Annotated in this window: 15 protein-coding genes and 1 tRNA gene; 6 read left to right on the forward strand and 10 right to left on the reverse strand. The window is 68.4% G+C overall.

Translation table 11 applies throughout. From position 1 onward, the window contains the following. Together ABIE41_RS15830 and ABIE41_RS15835 are read right to left on the reverse strand one after the other, a co-directional pair. Positions 1 to 1,017 carry an AMP-binding protein gene (locus tag ABIE41_RS15830; RefSeq protein ID WP_192641286.1) on the reverse strand — a complete coding sequence of 339 codons (1,017 nt, stop codon included), beginning with the start codon at positions 1,015 to 1,017 and terminating at the stop codon, positions 1 to 3. An 11-nt stretch (positions 1,018 to 1,028) separates the two neighbouring features. Beyond that, positions 1,029 to 2,849: an extracellular solute-binding protein gene (locus tag ABIE41_RS15835; protein WP_354192469.1), complete on the reverse strand. Its 1,821-nt coding sequence runs from the start codon at positions 2,847 to 2,849 to the stop codon at positions 1,029 to 1,031. Positions 2,850 to 3,141: 292 nt separating this feature from the next. On the opposite strand from ABIE41_RS15835, the gene ABIE41_RS15840 reads away from it, so the two are divergent. Next, positions 3,142 to 3,903 (forward strand): invasion associated locus B family protein, encoded by a 762-nt coding sequence (locus ABIE41_RS15840; RefSeq protein ID WP_192641287.1) that lies wholly within the window; start codon positions 3,142 to 3,144, stop codon positions 3,901 to 3,903. A gap of 85 nt (positions 3,904 to 3,988) precedes the next feature. Here the strand turns inward: ABIE41_RS15840 and hspQ are convergent, their stop codons facing one another. The 4 genes from hspQ to ABIE41_RS15860 all read right to left on the reverse strand — a co-directional run bounded on the left by hspQ (position 3,989) and on the right by ABIE41_RS15860 (position 6,524). Then, positions 3,989 to 4,318: a heat shock protein HspQ gene (gene hspQ / locus ABIE41_RS15845; protein WP_069055336.1), complete on the reverse strand. Its 330-nt coding sequence runs from the start codon at positions 4,316 to 4,318 to the stop codon at positions 3,989 to 3,991. Between the two features lie 106 nt (positions 4,319 to 4,424). Continuing rightward, positions 4,425 to 5,474 carry an HpcH/HpaI aldolase/citrate lyase family protein gene (locus tag ABIE41_RS15850; protein ID WP_192641288.1) on the reverse strand — a complete coding sequence of 350 codons (1,050 nt, stop codon included), beginning with the start codon at positions 5,472 to 5,474 and terminating at the stop codon, positions 4,425 to 4,427. Between the two features lie 177 nt (positions 5,475 to 5,651). Further along, positions 5,652 to 6,260 (reverse strand): hypothetical protein, encoded by a 609-nt coding sequence (locus tag ABIE41_RS15855; RefSeq protein ID WP_192641289.1) that lies wholly within the window; start codon positions 6,258 to 6,260, stop codon positions 5,652 to 5,654. 175 nt (positions 6,261 to 6,435) lie between these two features. Beyond that, a tRNA-Thr gene (locus ABIE41_RS15860) sits at positions 6,436 to 6,524 on the reverse strand. A 437-nt stretch (positions 6,525 to 6,961) separates the two neighbouring features. Between ABIE41_RS15860 and ABIE41_RS15865 the strand changes: the two genes are divergently transcribed. Next, positions 6,962 to 7,933: an AEC family transporter gene (locus ABIE41_RS15865; RefSeq protein WP_192641290.1), complete on the forward strand. Its 972-nt coding sequence runs from the start codon at positions 6,962 to 6,964 to the stop codon at positions 7,931 to 7,933. A 33-nt stretch (positions 7,934 to 7,966) separates the two neighbouring features. Next, positions 7,967 to 9,082, forward strand: coding sequence for a CaiB/BaiF CoA transferase family protein (locus tag ABIE41_RS15870; protein ID WP_192641291.1), 1,116 nt, complete (start codon positions 7,967 to 7,969; stop codon positions 9,080 to 9,082). 9 nt (positions 9,083 to 9,091) lie between these two features. On the opposite strand, the gene ABIE41_RS15875 is transcribed toward ABIE41_RS15870, so the two are convergent. Then, positions 9,092 to 10,249 (reverse strand): UbiH/UbiF family hydroxylase, encoded by a 1,158-nt coding sequence (locus ABIE41_RS15875; protein WP_354192474.1) that lies wholly within the window; start codon positions 10,247 to 10,249, stop codon positions 9,092 to 9,094. 166 nt (positions 10,250 to 10,415) lie between these two features. Here ABIE41_RS15875 and ABIE41_RS15880 point away from each other — a divergent pair, with 166 nt between their 5' ends. From ABIE41_RS15880 to ABIE41_RS15890, 3 genes are all read left to right on the forward strand, one after another. Then, positions 10,416 to 11,390, forward strand: coding sequence for a quinone oxidoreductase family protein (locus tag ABIE41_RS15880; protein WP_192641293.1), 975 nt, complete (start codon positions 10,416 to 10,418; stop codon positions 11,388 to 11,390). Between the two features lie 96 nt (positions 11,391 to 11,486). Beyond that, the gene (locus ABIE41_RS15885) at positions 11,487 to 12,557 is read left to right on the forward strand and encodes a hypothetical protein (protein ID WP_192641294.1); all 1,071 of its coding nucleotides are present in this window, start codon (positions 11,487 to 11,489) and stop codon (positions 12,555 to 12,557) included. Between the two features lie 67 nt (positions 12,558 to 12,624). After that, the gene (locus ABIE41_RS15890; protein ID WP_192641295.1) at positions 12,625 to 12,963 is read left to right on the forward strand and encodes a hypothetical protein; all 339 of its coding nucleotides are present in this window, start codon (positions 12,625 to 12,627) and stop codon (positions 12,961 to 12,963) included. A 3-nt stretch (positions 12,964 to 12,966) separates the two neighbouring features. Here the strand turns inward: ABIE41_RS15890 and rimO are convergent, their stop codons facing one another. From rimO to ABIE41_RS15905, 3 genes are all read right to left on the reverse strand, one after another. After that, positions 12,967 to 14,286: a 30S ribosomal protein S12 methylthiotransferase RimO gene (gene rimO, locus ABIE41_RS15895; RefSeq protein ID WP_192641296.1), complete on the reverse strand. Its 1,320-nt coding sequence runs from the start codon at positions 14,284 to 14,286 to the stop codon at positions 12,967 to 12,969. A gap of 109 nt (positions 14,287 to 14,395) precedes the next feature. Next, the gene (locus ABIE41_RS15900; RefSeq protein WP_192641297.1) at positions 14,396 to 15,262 is read right to left on the reverse strand and encodes a sulfurtransferase; all 867 of its coding nucleotides are present in this window, start codon (positions 15,260 to 15,262) and stop codon (positions 14,396 to 14,398) included. Further along, entirely contained in the window at positions 15,259 to 15,693 is a 435-nt protein-coding gene (locus tag ABIE41_RS15905; protein ID WP_192641298.1) for an OsmC family protein, read from the reverse strand. The genes ABIE41_RS15900 and ABIE41_RS15905 overlap by 4 nt, the downstream gene beginning before the upstream one ends. Positions 15,694 to 15,712 lie beyond the last annotated feature (19 nt).

The raw sequence follows: 15,712 nt of genomic DNA on the forward strand, positions 1-15,712 counted from the left end.
TCAGCGCCGGCTGACGGTGATCTCGGCGGCGCCGGCGACGTCGATGTCGACGATTGCGATGTCCGGACGGTCGATGGCGGGGAGGGCTCTGCCGCCCGCCGGGCGCTGGACGAAGACGAGGCTCGCCAGTGCCGGATGGGCCGAAAGCCGCGAATGGGCGAGAGCCGGCTCCATCGTGCCCGGAAGCACCAGATGCACGTTGCGGCCGCCCTCGATGCAGGCCTGCAGATCGCCGAGGCTGAACAGGCCGAGCGGCAGCAATTCGACGCCGGTCAGCATCGCCATGGCCGGGCCGCTCGCGAGGGCCGCGAGGTCGCCGCCGACCAGGGTCGTGACGATGCGGGAGGATTCCATCGGCTTGAGCAGGCGCGAGATCTCCAGCGCCTTGCCGAGGACGTCGCGCTCGCTGATCTCGACGGGGCCGGCCATCGTCATCGCGTCGACGACCTGGAGGCCGGAGCGCCGCTCGACCTCCGGCAGCGGATGCAGCGTCGCGCTGTCCATCAGCTTGTCGAGCGGGGCGATACCGTCGGGCACCTCCGCTCCGAAGCCGCCGACGAAACGCGTACCGAAGGCGCGCACGGCCAGTTCCCGCAGCATCAGCAGCGGGCGCAGCGGGCCAACGCGGGCGACGCCGAGCGCCATCACCGCATCGGCAGCCTCGATCAACCGCAGCAGTTCCAGCTCGTTGCCATGCATCGGCATCAGCATGGGCGACAGCCCGGCGCGCAGGCACGCCAGGACCGAGAGCACCGCCTCGGGGCCGAGCGGAGCGAGGATTGCGACGCGCGCGCCGGGCTGGGCGCGGTTGATCGCGAGCAGACGCGCCAGCCGGTCGGTCGCGGCATGGAGCTGCGCGAAACTCAGCGAGCCGGGCACGACGTCGCTCCAGCCCTGGCGGCCCGGCGGGTCGCGCAGGGCCGGCTCGTAGCCACGTCCCGCCGCGAGCGCCTGGAGCAGCGTGTCGAAGTGGAGGCCGTCGAGCAGGGCGGCGGCTTCGTCCGGTTCTGCCCGCATCGCGCGGTCTCTCAGTTGGCCGGGGCCGGCGTCGCCGGGAGGCGCGCCAGGACTTCGGTGGACAGGAAGAAGGCGGGCTTGCGGGCGGGCAGGACGATGTCGCGCCCGTGCGCCACCCACATGTCGGGCAGGTAGTAGAGCGGCACGACATAGAAGCCCGACAGCAGGAGCCGGTCGAGGCTTCGCGCAGCGGCAACGAAATCCTCGCGCTCGCGGGCCGCGAGCAGCGCCTGTAGCGTCGCGTCGATGGCCGGAGAGGCCACGCCCGCATAGTTCAGCGAGCCCTTGCGGCCGGCATTGGCCGAGCCCCAGCGGCCGATCTGCTCGTTGCCGGGTGAGGCGGAGACCGGCCAGGTCCACTGGATCATGTCGAAGTCGAAGGCTGAGAGCCGGCGCCAGTACTGCACATCGTCGATCAGCCGGACATCGACGCGGATGCCAAGGCGCCCAAGCGACTGGGCATAGTTCAGTGCCAGCCGCTCCTGTGGACGGTTGGTGACGGTGATCTCGAAGGCGAGCGCATCGCCCCCCTTCGTGCTCCGCAGCACGCCGTCGACCATGCCGTAGCCGGCCTTGTTGAGCAGGTCGAGCGCGCGGCGGGCCTGCTCGCGGTCGCGGCCCGATCCGTCGGTGGCCGAGGGCAGCCAGCTGCCCGTCAGGATGTCGGGCCTGACCGCGCCGGGGAAGGCAGCAAGCAGGGCCTGCTCGCGCGGGCCGACCGGCTGTCCGAGCGCCGAGAGCTCCGAATCGGAGAAGAAGCTGCCGGCGCGGCGATAGACGCCGTGGAAGAGGTTGCGGTTGACCCATTCGAAATCGAACATCATCGCCAGCGCCTCGCGCACGCGGATGTCGGCGAAAGGCGGGCGGCGCGTGTTGAAGACGAGGCCGGTCATGCCCTTGGGCGCCTCGAAATGCAGGGTCTGGCGCAGGATGCGCCCGTCGCGGACGGCCGGAAGGTCGTAGCCGGTCATCCAGCGGGTCGGATCCGGCTCGATGCGGACGTCGTAGAGTCCGGCCTTGAAGGCCTCGAACAGGGCGTTGGCATCGCGGTAGAAATCGTAGCGGATCTCGTCGGCGTTGAAGAGTCCGCGGGTCAGGGGATGATCCTCGGCCCAGAAGTCGCTGCGCCGCTTCAGCGTGATGGTGGCGCCGGGCACCAGATCGGAGACGACATAGGGTCCCGAGCCCAGCGCCGGCTTGAAGCTCGTCTCGCCGAAGGTCTCGGCATTGGTCGCGTGCTTGGCGAAGATCGGCATGGCGCCGATGACCAGCGGCAATTCGCGGTTGCTGCCGTCTCCGAGCTCGAACTCGACGCGGCGCGGCGAGGGGGTCTCGACGCGGGTGACGCGGCCGAGGCTCGAGCGGTGGAAGGGCTTTCCCTTGCTCTTCAGCATCTCGAAGGTGAAGACCACGTCCTGCGCCGTCACCGGCGTGCCGTCCGAGAAGCGAGCGCGCTCGTCGATCTCGAAGGCGAGGCGGGTGCGGGCCTCGTTCAGCTCGACCCGCGAGGCCAGCAGCCCATAGGCGGTGAAGGGCTCGTCGGCCGAACGGAACAGCAGGCTCTGCTGGACATAGCGCGGCACGGCATCCGGAGCGACCCCGAGAACGACCAGCGGGTTGAGGCTGTCGAAGGTGCCCTGCTGGCCGAAGACGATGCGCCCACCCTTGGGTGCCTTCGGATCGGCATAGGGCAGATGCGCGAAGCCACGCGGCAAGGCGGGCTCGCCATGCATGGCGATTGCATGGTCGACCGCCACGGGCGCTCCCGGCGTGGCCGATTCGGCATGCGCCACCGCCGCCATCCCCAGGATGAGCGCCGACAGGACCGTCAAGGTTTGGGCCGCGGCGCGTGAGGCCGCCCTGGCCGCGTGAAGCAAAAGCATCGTCCAACCTGATTCTCGGGCCGATGATAACATGGCGGGGCGTGCGCCGGGCAGCTATTCGGGCTGGAATCCCCCAGCGGAACTCGCTAAAGCCGAGCCGATACGTCATGCTCACGCCGCATTCGCCCCTGAAGTGCACGGCTTGCGATAGCCGGCGCGGATATGCGATGGGGCTGTCGGTGGTGACGCGCGCGGCTTGCGAAGTCGTGATCCCGAATTCGCCTGATTTAAGGAAAGTGCCATGTCCGCTTCGTTTCGCCGGTCCGCTCGCGCCCTGAGCTTTGCTCTCAGCACGGCGATCGGCCTTGCTCCGATGGCCTCCTTCGCGCAGCAGGCGCAGCCGCGTCCCGCCGCTCCGCGTCCGGCCCAACCCGCACCGGCCCAGCCCGTCCAGGGTGGCGCCGGTCCGACCGTCGTGCAGGTCAAGCCCGAGCCTTCCCAGACGAGCTGGACCAAGGTCTGCGGCAAGGACGAGGCCGCCAACAAGGAAATCTGCTACACCACCCGCGACTTCGTCTCGGATCAGGGGCAGCCGGTGCTCGCCGTCGCGATCTACGACGTGAAGGGCGACCCTAACAAGATCGTGCGCTTCCTGATGCCGCTGGGCCTGCTGCTGCAGCCGGGCATCCGCTTCGGCGTCGACACCGCCCAGCCGACCCCCGGACGCTACGCCATCTGCTTCCCGAACGGCTGCTTCGCCGAGGCGCAGGTGAAGGACGACTTCATCAACTCGATGAAGAAGGGCTCCAACCTCAGCGTCAGCGTGCAGAACCAGGGCGCCCGCGAGGTCTCCTTCTCGATCCCGCTGACGGACTTCGCCAAGGGCTTCGACGGCCCCGCGATCGATCCGAAGGTTCTGGAAGACCAGCAGAAGCAGCTTCAGGACGAGCTGGCCAAGCGCCAGGAGGAGCTGCGCCAGCGGCTCGGCGGCGGCGGGGCCAATGCGGCGCCAGGCGCCGCTCCCACTCCGGGTGCCGCTCCGGCGACCCCGCCGAAGCCCTGAGCGAAGCTTCACGCCCAAAAGCAAACAGGCCGCCCGATACGGCGGCCTGTTTCGTTTCCGGTGCCGGCAAACCGCGATATGCGCGTCAGTTCAGCCCGGCGCGGTCGATTTGGTAGCGGCCCTTGCGGTCGCGGCGGAAGAATTCCTTCGCCTGCGGATGGCGCACGGGGCGGCCGGTCTCGTCGATGACGAGGTTCTGCTCCGAGACATAGGCGACGTATTCCGTCTCGTCGTTCTCGGCGAAGAGGTGGTAGAAGGGCTGGTCCTTGGACGGGCGCAGATGCTCGGGGATTGCGAGCCACCACTCCTCGGTGTTTGAGAACACCGGGTCGACGTCGAAGATCACGCCCCGGAACGGGTAGACCCGGTGCTTGACGACCTGGCCGATCCTGAACTTGGCGGAACGTGCTTCCATTGGTGAGCGATCCATCGGTACGGAAGAGCGAGGGTGGACCCCTGCGCTTGCGTGAGAATTGCGTCGCAAATAGGTCAAAATCAACCGGTTTCCGCGCTGCGCTCCATCACATCCCGTAATGCGCGGCGAGCTGCGGATCGCGCGCGGCGACCTGCCGGGCGAGATCGACGATGACCTTGGCCTGTTTCCAGGTGGCGTCGTCCTGCATCTTGCCGTCGATCATCACCGCGCCCGAGCCGTCCGGCATGGCCTCGATGATGCGCTTCGCGAAGGCGACCTCGGCCGGGTCGGGGCTGAAGACGCGCTTGGCGATGGCGATCTGCGAGGGGTGCAGCGTCCAGGCTCCCGCGCAGCCGAGCAGGAAGGCGTTGCGGAACTGGGCCTCGCAGGCCGCCTCGTCCGCAAAATCGCCGAAGGGGCCGTAGAAGGGCTTGATGCCGGTCGCCGCGCAGGCATCGACCATCTTCGCCAGCGTGTAGTGCCAGAGATCCTGCTGCGCGACCGCGCGCGAGGCGCCATCGGGCGTGGGATCGGCGATCACCTTGTATTCGGGATGACCGCCGCCGACGCGGGTCGTCTTCATCGCCCGCGACGCGGCGAGATCGGCCGGGCCCAGGCTCATGCCGTGCATGCGCGGCGAGGCGGTGGCGATGGTCTCGACGTTCTTGACGCCCTCTGCCGTCTCCAGGATGGCGTGGATCAGGATCGGCTTGGGCAGACAATGCTTCGCCTCGAACTGGGCGAGCAACTGGTCGACATAATGGATGTCCCACGGGCCCTCGACCTTGGGCACCATCACGACGTCGAGCTTGCCGCCGATCTGCGCCATGATCGCGGTGATGTCGTCGAGAAACCAGGGCGAGTTCAGCGCGTTCACCCGCGTCCACAGCCCGGTCTTGCCGAAATCCACCGCCTGGCCCATGGCGATGAAGCCGTCGCGGGCCGCCTGCTTGGCCTCGACGGGGATGGCGTCCTCGAGATTGCCGAGCACGATGTCGACGGTAGGCGCGAGGTCGCCGACCTTGGCGCGAACCTTCTCCAGATGCGGCGGCACGAAATGGATCATCCGCTCGAGCCGCAGAGGCAGCTCCCGAAAGGGCTCGGGCGCGCCGATCGCGAGAGGCCGGAAGAACTGGCGCGGCGTCTTGGTGGTCATCGGGCACTCCCTGCTGCGGTGCAGCGAATGTGGCGGAGCGGGGAGGGCGCGTCCATCCTCCCTTGGGCGGGAGAGGTGGGTGGGAGGTAGTATGGACGATGATGGTCGTGGCAAAGCGGCCATGGCGAGGCAGCTTTAGATCTGACTTGGTCGGCACCCAGCTACCTGAAACTGGGATCACTCCTCCGCAGGTTCAGGTGGGGGCGCGGAGCGCTCGAGAAATTGGCGAGGCTTCTCAAGCCTTTTTGGCAGAGAAGGCTTTTCTAGCGAACCTAAAGGCTTAACCCCGGCCTCGCCTGGCTGAAGCCCCCAAAGATGCGAAATGATTTGGTCAGCGTGCGCGCGACCAATCTCAATCTTTTCGGCAAAGCCGACAATTTCTGCCGGCGCTACGAGTTGTTCGTGCATCACAAAGCGCGATTTGGCGCTGTTGGTTTGAATATGTCCGCCAGCTTCGAGTGAGCCATTCCCACCAATATGTTTAATTCCGTGTATGTAATAATTTCTGTACTCTCGCATTCGTTCGAAGTATTTTGTCGAATGTAAAAGGTGGTCCGATAGGGGTGGGTCTGTAAAGTCAGCCGCGTAGGTGTTTATCGCGTTGATCATCGCGGTTGATCCCATCTCGGAGATCAACACGTCAGCCTTGGGGCCGCCCCCGATGATGCTATATAGGATCAACGACAGCATGGCCTCGTAGTTGTTCCAGCGGACGAGAACATAGGCGAGGTCCGTGAGAAAATCCTGGTGCGCCTGCGGCAGCGCGACAACGAGCGGGTTTCGCATGAGGCTGACAACTCCGAAGATCAGAGGCGCGATCAGGTGCTAACGCAAATGATGGCGACGCCGTTGAGGCTGCGGGGCGATTCCAAGCGGGCCTAGAAATCCGTCAAGGACAATAAGACCCAATCCAACGCAAAGAAGGATTGACGCGCTTCCAACCTCGTAGTGAGGATGGCGGCGGGCACGGTTGGACTCGAACCAACATTCTCCGGATTACCAATCCGGTGCTGTGCGCCCTCGTGAGGCTTCCAGTTCAGCTACGTGCCCTCGATACGGGCCGGGCGTCGTGAGCGCCCGGCCTTTCTCGATTCGCCGCCTAAGAGCGGAACACGGCCAGAACGAGAGGTGGAGTCCACGAGCGTGCCTCGCACTGCTCTCGCCCCGGTTGTCCACGCGAATCTGACGTTTGGCGCGTCGCTTGCGCACGACGCGGGCCGCTTTGCGGCTTCCGCGATTGAGGCTTTGCCAGCCGGCCGATAGGCGAGGCACTTGCACGGATTGCGTATTGATGCGTTATCGGGCGCTATGACAGAATGCCTAGGACGATAATCCGTCCATTTATTCCTAGGCATTCAGTCTTGCCCGCATCCTCCGCTGGCCGCCCCGGCGTCCTTGCGTCTTGCGTGCCGGCCGGCACCGGCTAAACAGCGCCGGGCAGGTCGATCCCTCTCGCGGTCGGCGCCTCCGCTGGGACTGTCGACCGCATGGCCGATCTCGCCACCATCGCCAATCTCGTCGCGCCCTTCTTCGGGCTGATCCTGCTCGGCTTCGTCATCGGCCGGTGGAAGCGCCTGCCAGAGGCGGGGCTGGTCTGGCTGCAGTTCTTCCTGATCTATGTCGCGCTGCCGCCGCTGTTCTACCGGCTGATCGCCGACAAGCCGGTGACGGAGCTCGCCAATGGCCGCTTCATCCTGGCGACGACGCTTTCAACCTTCCTCGTCTTCATGCTGTCGCTGGCGGTCGGCCTGCGGGCGACACGGGGCGACCTGCCGCAGGCGGTGATGCAGGGCGTCGCCGGCTCCTATTCCAACATCGGCTATATGGGTCCGCCCCTGCTACTGGCGGCGCTGGGGCCGGCTGCGAGCGCGCCGCTGGTGCTGATTTTCGTCTTCGACAGCCTGCTGCTGTTCTCGATCATTCCCTTTCTGATGGCGCTGGCGGGCGTCGAGAAGAAGAGCCCGCTCGACACCGCCCGACAGGTCGCCTGGCAGGTCGCGACGCATCCTTTCAACGTCGCGACGCTGCTCGGCATCCTCGCGAGCGCGACCCATTTCGAGCTGCCCTCGGTGCTCGACAAGATGACGCTTTGGCTGTCGCAGGCGGCCGCGCCCTGCGCACTCTTCCTGCTCGGCGTCACCGTGGCGCTGCGGCCGATGAAGACACTGCCGGCCGAGGTGCCGGTGCTGGTCGCGATCAAGCTCGTGCTGCACCCCTTGCTGATCTGGGTGCTGCTCTCGGCGATCGGCAATTTCCCGGACATCTGGATCTTCACCGGGGTGATCATGGCGGCGCTGCCGCCGGCGCTGAACATTTTCATGATCTCGACGCAGTACCGCATCGGCATCGACCGCGCCTCGGCCTGCATCCTGATCGGCACCGTCGTCTCGATGGTGTCGCTGACGGGCTTCCTGTGGCTGGTGAAGACGGGCAGGATGGCGGCCGACCTTTTCCCCTGATCGCCGGTGTGCCGGCTCACGACCGGGACGCCGATGCTGCCGCTGGACGACCTCACGGTCCTGGACTTCTCAACCCTGCTGCCGGGGCCGATGGCGAGCCTGTTCCTGGCCGAGGCGGGCGCGCGCGTCATCCGCATCGAGCGGCCAGGCGGGGAGGAGATGCGCCGCTTTCCGCCGCGCTTCGGCGAGACCTCGGCCCCCTATGCCGTGCTCAATCGCGGCAAGGCGAGCATCGAGATCGATCTGAAGGCGCCGGACGCGCTGGCGCGGCTGACGCCGCTGATCGAGGCCGCCGACATTCTGATCGAGCAGTTCCGGCCGGGCGTGATGGAGCGGCTCGGGTTTGGTCCTGCGGCGCTTGCGGCGATCAATCCCCGGCTGATCTACTGTTCGATCAGCGGTTACGGCCAGTTCGGCCCGCGCGCGCAGGAGGCCGGGCACGACATCAACTACCAGGCGGTCGGCGGGCTGCTCGGCCAGTCGCTGCGGGCCGGCGCGGCGGCTCCCCTGCCGCCGCCGCTGGTCGCCGACATCGCCGGCGGGACGATGCCAGCCGTGCTCAACATCCTGCTGGCGTTGCGCCAGCGCGAGCGCAGCGGGCAGGGCTGCCATCTCGACATCGCCATGACTGATGCGATGCCGGCCTTCGCCTGGTACGGGCTGGCGCAGGGCCAGGCGAGCGGCCGCTACCCGGAAGGCGGTGAAGGGCTGCTGACGGGGGCAAGCCCGCGCTACGGCCTCTATGCGACGCAGGACGGCTGGTTCCTGGCGGTGGGGGCGCTGGAGCCGAAATTCTGGGACACCTTCAGCGAGGCGATCGGGCTCGCGCCCGCCCTGCGCGACGACCGCACCGATCCCCAGGCCACGCGTGCCGCGATCGCGGCGATCATCGCCGGCCGGCCCGCCGCTCAATGGCGCGAGACGCTGGAGCCGCGCGACTGCTGCTGCACGGTGGTGCGTACGCTGGAGGAGGCGGTGGCCGACCCGCATCTGACGGCGCGCGGTCTGTTCGACACGCAGGCCCAGGAGCCCGGCGGGCGCCGGCTGGTCTCGACGCCGCTGCCACTGGCGCCGGTTTTCCGCGAGCAGGCGGCGGGCCTGCGCGAGGTCGCGGCCAGCGGCGCGGATACCGAGCGGCTGCTGGGGTAAGGCGGGGCGCTACCGCGCCATCCCGCCCGCGAGCCCCTGCCGCATCACCAGCCGCCGCAGCGGGCCGATGCGCGACAGCGCCAGAAGGCCGGCGCCGCGCAGCAGATCGGCCGGCATCAGATCGGTCAGCAGCGTGCGGTTGAGCGTGTCGACCGCGCCGGTGCGCAGGCGCACATCGGCCTGCCGGGCCCGGTCATAGGCCGCGACCGCCGCCGGCGCGCCGGGATCGGAGGTTTCGTCCACCGCATCGCGCAGCGCCATCACGTCGCGCAGGCCGAGATTGAGGCCCTGCGCGCCGATTGGCGGGAAGACATGGGCGGCTTCGCCGACCAGGACCATGCGGTCGGCGCCGAAACGCTCGACCGAGAGCCCGCCCATCGGCACGCGGCCGCGCGGCCCGTCGAGCCGCATCGCGCCCAGCAGGGAATGCGCCTGCCGCTCGACGCGGCGGGCAAAGGCAGCGTCGTCCAGCGCGGCGACATCGTCGGCCTCGGCGGGATCGAGCAGCCAGACCAGCGAGGAGCGGCGGCTGGGCAGGGGGACCAGGGTGAAGGGGCCCTTGCGGGTGTGAAATTCGGTCGAGACGTCGCGATGGTCGCGGGCATGGGCGAAAATCGCGGTCAACGCGCTCTGCGGATAATCCCAGTCGCGGGCTGTGATGCCGGCCGCCTCCCGCACTCGCGAGCGGCGCCCATCGGCGCCGATGACGAGACTGGCCCGCAGCGAAAAGCCCTCGCCCGACAGCATGACGCCGTCCTCGTCGGGGGTGATCCCGGAGACTAGGCCGGGCTCGCGGCGGACCTCGGCGGTGGTGGCGAGCCTGGCCGCCAGCGCCGCGACCAGCTCGGCATTCTCGACATTCCAGCCGAAGGCGGGCAGCCCGACCTCGGAGGCGCGGAACTCGACCGGGGGCTGGCGGAACAGGCTGCCGGTGTCGTCGACGAGGCGCATCACGGCCAGCGGTGCGGCCTTGTCGGCCAGCGCGTCGTGCAGGCCGAGCTCGCCGAGCAGCCGCCAGGAGCCGTCGAGCAGGGCGACGGTGCGGCCATCACGATGGGTCGGAATGGGGCCGAGCAGGGCAATGCGGCGCCCGCCCTCGGCCAGCGCGAGCGCGGCCGCGAGCCCGACGGCGCCGGCCCCGACGATGGCGATATCGACCTGGTCCATGCGCGGTGTCGTCATGTCGTTCTGGTTACGCCAGACGGGCGGGATTGGCCACGGGGCGGGGCGTCGCAGGATCGCAGGGACGTGATGCGCCGGCCGCACCGCGGCCCCGTTGCGCAGCCGCGCCAAGGCCTTATGGTCCTGTCCCAACGTTCAGGGAGATGACGACATGGTCAAGGCGATCCGCATCCACAAGACCGGCGGGCCCGAGGTGCTGCAGCTCGAGGACATCACGCTGCCGGCGCCGGGTCCGGGCGAGCTTCTGGTGCGCAACCGGGCGATCGGTCTCAACTTCATCGACACCTATTTCCGCACCGGGCTCTATCCCGCGCCGCATCTGCCCTTCGTTCCGGGCAACGAGGCGGCCGGCGAGGTCGTGTCCGTCGGCCCGGGCGTCACCGAGTTCAAGCCGGGCGACCGGGTGGCCTATGTCGCGACGCTCGGATCCTATGCCGAGGAGCGCATCGTCGCGGTCAACTCGACGGTGGCGCTGCCCGAGGCGGTCTCCTTCGAGGCTGCCGCCAGCATGATGCTGAAGGGCATGACGGCGGAGTATCTGCTGCACCGGACCTACAAGGTAAAGCCGGGCGACACGATCCTCGTCCATGCCGCGGCCGGCGGTACCGGGCTCATCCTCTGCCAATGGGGCAAGGCGCTGGGCGCTGCCGTGATCGGCACCGTCGGCTCGAAGGAGAAGGGCGAACTCGCCAAGGCGCATGGCGCCGACCATGTCATCCTCTATCGCGAGGAGGATTTCGTGGCGCGGGTGAAGGAGATCACCGGCGGCAAGCTCTGCGCCGTGGTCTATGACGGCGTCGGCAAGGACACCTTCCTGCCCTCGCTCGACACCCTGCAGCCCTTCGGCGTGCTGGCGAGCTTCGGCAATGCGTCCGGCACGGTCGAGCCCTTCAATCTCGGCCTGCTCGGGCCCAAGGGCTCGCTCTATGTGACGCGGCCGACGCTGTTCACCCATATCGCCAAGCGCGCGACCATGGTCGAGATGGCGGCGAACCTCTTTGGCGCGGTGGCGTCGGGCAAGGTCGTGGTGCCGGTCAACGCCCGCTTCGCGCTCGCCGACGCGGCCAAAGCGCACCGCGCCCTGGAGAGCCGCGGCACGACGGGGTCGACGGTGCTGATTCCCTGATACGACGCGCGGTGCCCTGAAATCTCGCCCCAATCGACTGGTATCGCCGAACCGTCCCGCGGGTGCGGGACGGTTCGGGCAAAGGTCGCAGGCGGAATGAAACGGGTTGTGCTCGGCTTCGGACGCGGGCTGTCGCTGGCGGCGGCCGGGTCGCTCGCGCTGCCGCAGGGCATGCAGCACTGGCGCGAGGTCGCGGCCGCGGAGGATCCCGCTGCGCTGGCCGACCTGCGCCTCGCGGGCGCGCTGCCCGCTGCCCGGCTCGATGCCGAGATCGATGCGGCGCTGGCGGCGCGCGACACGGAACTGGCCGAGAGCTTCGTCGCTCTGGCCGCCGAGCGCGGTCTGCCGGTCTCGGCCGAGCGTCGGCAAAAGCTGCAGGCGCTGAAGGACGGCGCCATCATCCGGGCCGTCAGCGATTTCGGCCAGGGCTTCCTCGCGGGCGACCGCGAGAGCGGCGCGGCCTTCGCGGGCGCGCTCGTCGGCGACGTCACCGGCTATGGCGATCTGCGCGACCTCGCCGTCGAGGGCCGCAAATGGCTCGGCGGGGAGGGGGCTGACGGCGCCGTGCTCGCCATCGCCGCGGCGGGGCTCGCCATTAGCGCCGCGACCTGGGTCAGCCTCGGTGGTTCGCTGCCGGCCCGCAACGGCCTGAGCGCGGTCAAGGCGGCGAGCAAGGCGAAGATCCTCTCGCCCGCTCTGACCGCCAACCTGACGCGCACGGCGGTCGATGCGATCGACCGCCCGGCCCTGAATGCGAGCCTGACGGCGGCGTCCCGGCTAGACCTCGCGGCGGCGCGCGTCGCGGCCGGCGGCATCGTCAAGCCGGCGGCGATGGCGCGCTTCGCCGCGCTCGGTCAGGATGCCGGCGCGGTCTATACGCGTACCGGTTCGCGAGGACTGCGGCAGGTGCTCGCCGTCACGGAAGATGCAGGCGATATCGGCAAGGCGGCGAAGCTCGGCGCGGCCAAGGGCACGACGACGCGGGCGATCCTCAAGGTGCTGGGGCGCGGGGCGCTGGTGCTCGGGGCGCTCAGCCTCAGCGCAGTCGGCTGGATGCTCGCGCTGATCGGTTACGCGATCGCGCTCGCCATGCTGGCGCAGCGTTTCGGCTGGTGGCTGGGACGAAGGGTGATGCCGAGGCGCGCGGCGGTGTCACCGGCCATGTGAACCTGCTGCCGTGCCGCCGCGACGAAGAAGGGTCAGCAGAACGCTGACGCTCATTCGGGTGACGCCCATGTCCCGCGCCCTTCGCCTCTGCGGTTTCTTCCTCGCCTCGCTCACCATCGCGACGGTTGCGCTCGCGCAGCAGAACGGCCGTCAGGGCCGCGTCACGCTGCCAGCCGGGTCGCCCGGCCTGACGCTGGCGATCGCCGCCGAGGACAAGGCGAGGCTAACGCGCCCTTCCGAGCCGCGGTGGGCGCGAACGGACTGCCCGAGCGAGAGCTGCGACACGCCGCCGAAGACGGGTGGCGCCGCCGATGCCGGAGCGACGTCGGTGGATGGCTGCGGGGTGGCGCCGGCGGCCCTGGACCGCAATGGCCGCGTCATCCGCCGGATCTGCCGGTCGTCCTAAGCCTCAGACCGCGACGCCGTGCAGGTCGTAGGCGTCGGCGCGCTCGATCTTGACCGAGACGATGTCGCCCGGGCGCAGCGGGCGGCGGCTTGAGACATAGACGTTGCCGTCGATCTCCGGCGCATCCCATTTCGAGCGGCCCTTGGCCACGGTGGGGCCGGCCTCATCGATGATCACCTGGATGCGCTTGCCGACGCGGTTCCTGACGATGCGCGTCGAGATCTCGGCCTGCGCCTTCATGAAGCGGTGCCAGCGCGCCTCCTTCTCCTCCTCGGGGACGAGGGTGAGGCCGAGGTCGTTGGCGGGCGCGCCCTTGACCGGCTCGTATTTGAAGGCGCCGACGCGCTCGAGCTTGGCCTCCTTCAGCCAGTCGAGCAGGAACTGGACGTCGTCCTCCGTCTCGCCGGGGAAGCCGACGATGAAGGTCGAGCGGATGGCGAGGTCGGGGCAGATCTCGCGCCATTTCCGCAGGCGGTCGAGCGTCTTGTCTTGGTGAGCCGGACGCTTCATCGCCTTGAGAACATTGGGAGAGGCGTGCTGGAAGGGGATGTCGAGATAGGGCAGGATCAGCCCTTCCTGCATCAGCGGGATGACCTCGTCGACATGCGGGTAGGGATAGACATAGTGCATCCGCACCCAGACCCCCATCTGGCCGAGTTCGCGGGCGAGCTCGAAGAAGCGGGTGCGGACCTCGCGGTCCTGCCACATCGAGGGCTGGTACTTGATGTCGAGGCCGTAGGCGCTGGTGTCCTGCGAGATCACCAGCAGTTCCTTGACGCCGGCCTTCACCAGCTTCTCGGCCTCGCGCAGCACCTCGCCGATCGGCCGAGAGACGAGATCGCCGCGCAGCTTCGGGATGATGCAGAAGCTGCAGCGGTTGTTGCAGCCCTCGGAAATCTTCAGATAGGCGTAGTGGCGCGGCGTCAGCTTGATGCCCTGGTCGGGCACGAGATCGACGAAGGGGTCGTGACGCGGCGGCAGCGCCTGGTGGACGGCCGAGACGACGCTCTCATAGGCCTGCGGACCGGTGATCGCGAGCAGGTTGGGGAAGCGGTCGCGGATCTGCTCGGGCTCGGCGCCCATGCAGCCGGTGACGATGACCTTGCCGTTCTCCGCCATGGCGGTGCCGATCGCCTCGAGCGATTCCGCCTTGGCCGAGTCGAGGAAGCCGCAGGTGTTGACGATGACGAGGTCGGAGCCCGCATGGCTCTTGGAAAGCTCATAGCCTTCCGAGCGTAGCGAGGTGATGATCCGCTCGGAATCCACCAGCGCCTTGGGGCAACCCAGCGAAACGAAAGAAATCTTCGGCGCGACGGCGTTCATCGGCGGCAAACTCGACAGCTCTGGCGGGAGGCGGCGCGGCCCGAGGCTCGCGCGCGCTTCCTTTGAACGGTTTCAGCCTGTTTGGCAAATGCCGGCCGGCCGTTCTGGTTCATTCGGCGCCGGTCGCGACGGGTCGCTCGGGATCCTGCGTCCAGTCGGTCATCGAGCCGTCGTAGAGCGCGACCTCCTCGCGGCCGAGCAGCTCCGACATGACGAACCAGTTGAGCGCGGCGGTGTGGCCGGTGTTGCAGTAGGAGATCGCCGGGCCCTTCGGCAGACCGGCGAACAGTGCCGCTAACTCGTCCTGCGACTTCAGCCGACCAGTCGCGCCGTCGAAGGCCTGCGTATAATCGCGCGAGACGGCACCGGGGATATGGCCGGCGCGGGCCGCCTCCGGCGCCTTCTCGTGGCCTTCGAAATAGCTGGTCGAGCGGGCGTCGACGAGCGTGGCGAGTTTGCTGCGGGAGGCCACCAGCGTGGCGTCGGCCATGCTGCGCAGGCGCTGCTGCATCACGACCGGGTAGGGCGCCGCCGCCTGGTCTGGCGAGGGGCCGGTCTCGACCGGGCGCGCCGGATCGGCCGTCCAGCCGCGGAAGCCGCCGTCGAGAATGGCCTGCTGGCCATGGCCGATCGTCTTCAGTGTCCAGTAGATGCGCGCCGCTGCGGCAAAATCGGTGGCGCTGACGCCCGCGGGCACGATGACGACGTCGTCATGCGGCTCGATTCCGAGCCGGCCGACGAGCGCGGCGAGGTGATCGAGCGGCGGCAGCAGGCCGGGGGCCTGGCCGATCTTGGCGCGCCAGCCATCGGCGACATAGTCGGTATGGACGGCGCCGGGGATATGGCCGGCCTCATAGGCGGCCTTGCCGCCGCCGTCGATCGACGAGCGGATGTCGAGCACGATCAGCCTCGGATGGCCCAGCCGCGCGAGCAGGTCTTCAGGCGCGATCAGCCCGGCAAATGTGGTCTCGCTCATGCGGTGGCCTCTTCGAGCTCGTCGACGATGTCGATCGCGTAGGTGAAGCTCGCGGTTGCGCCGAGCATGATCGAAGCCGAACAGTATTTTTCCTTCGACAAGGTGACGGCGCGCTCCGCCTTGGCGCGCGACAGGCCGCGGCCGCTGATGCGATAGGCGAGGTGGATCTGGGTGAAGACCTTGGGGTCCTCCGTCGCGCGCTGCGCCTCGACCTCGACCTCGCAGCCGGTGATCGGCTCGCGGCCCTTCTTCAGGATCTGCACGACGTCGAAGCCGGTGCAGCCGGCGAGACCGATCAGCAGCATCTCCATCGGCCGGATGCCGAGATTGCGGCCGCCATGTTCAGGCGCGCCGTCCATGACGACGGCATGGCCGCTGCCGGATTCGCCCATGAAGGCCATGCCTTCGACCCAACGCGCGCGCGCCTTCATGATTCGTGTCTCCTCGAGA

The sequence above is a fragment of the Bosea sp. OAE506 genome, from assembly GCF_040546595.1.
Taxonomy (GTDB): domain Bacteria; phylum Pseudomonadota; class Alphaproteobacteria; order Rhizobiales; family Beijerinckiaceae; genus Allobosea.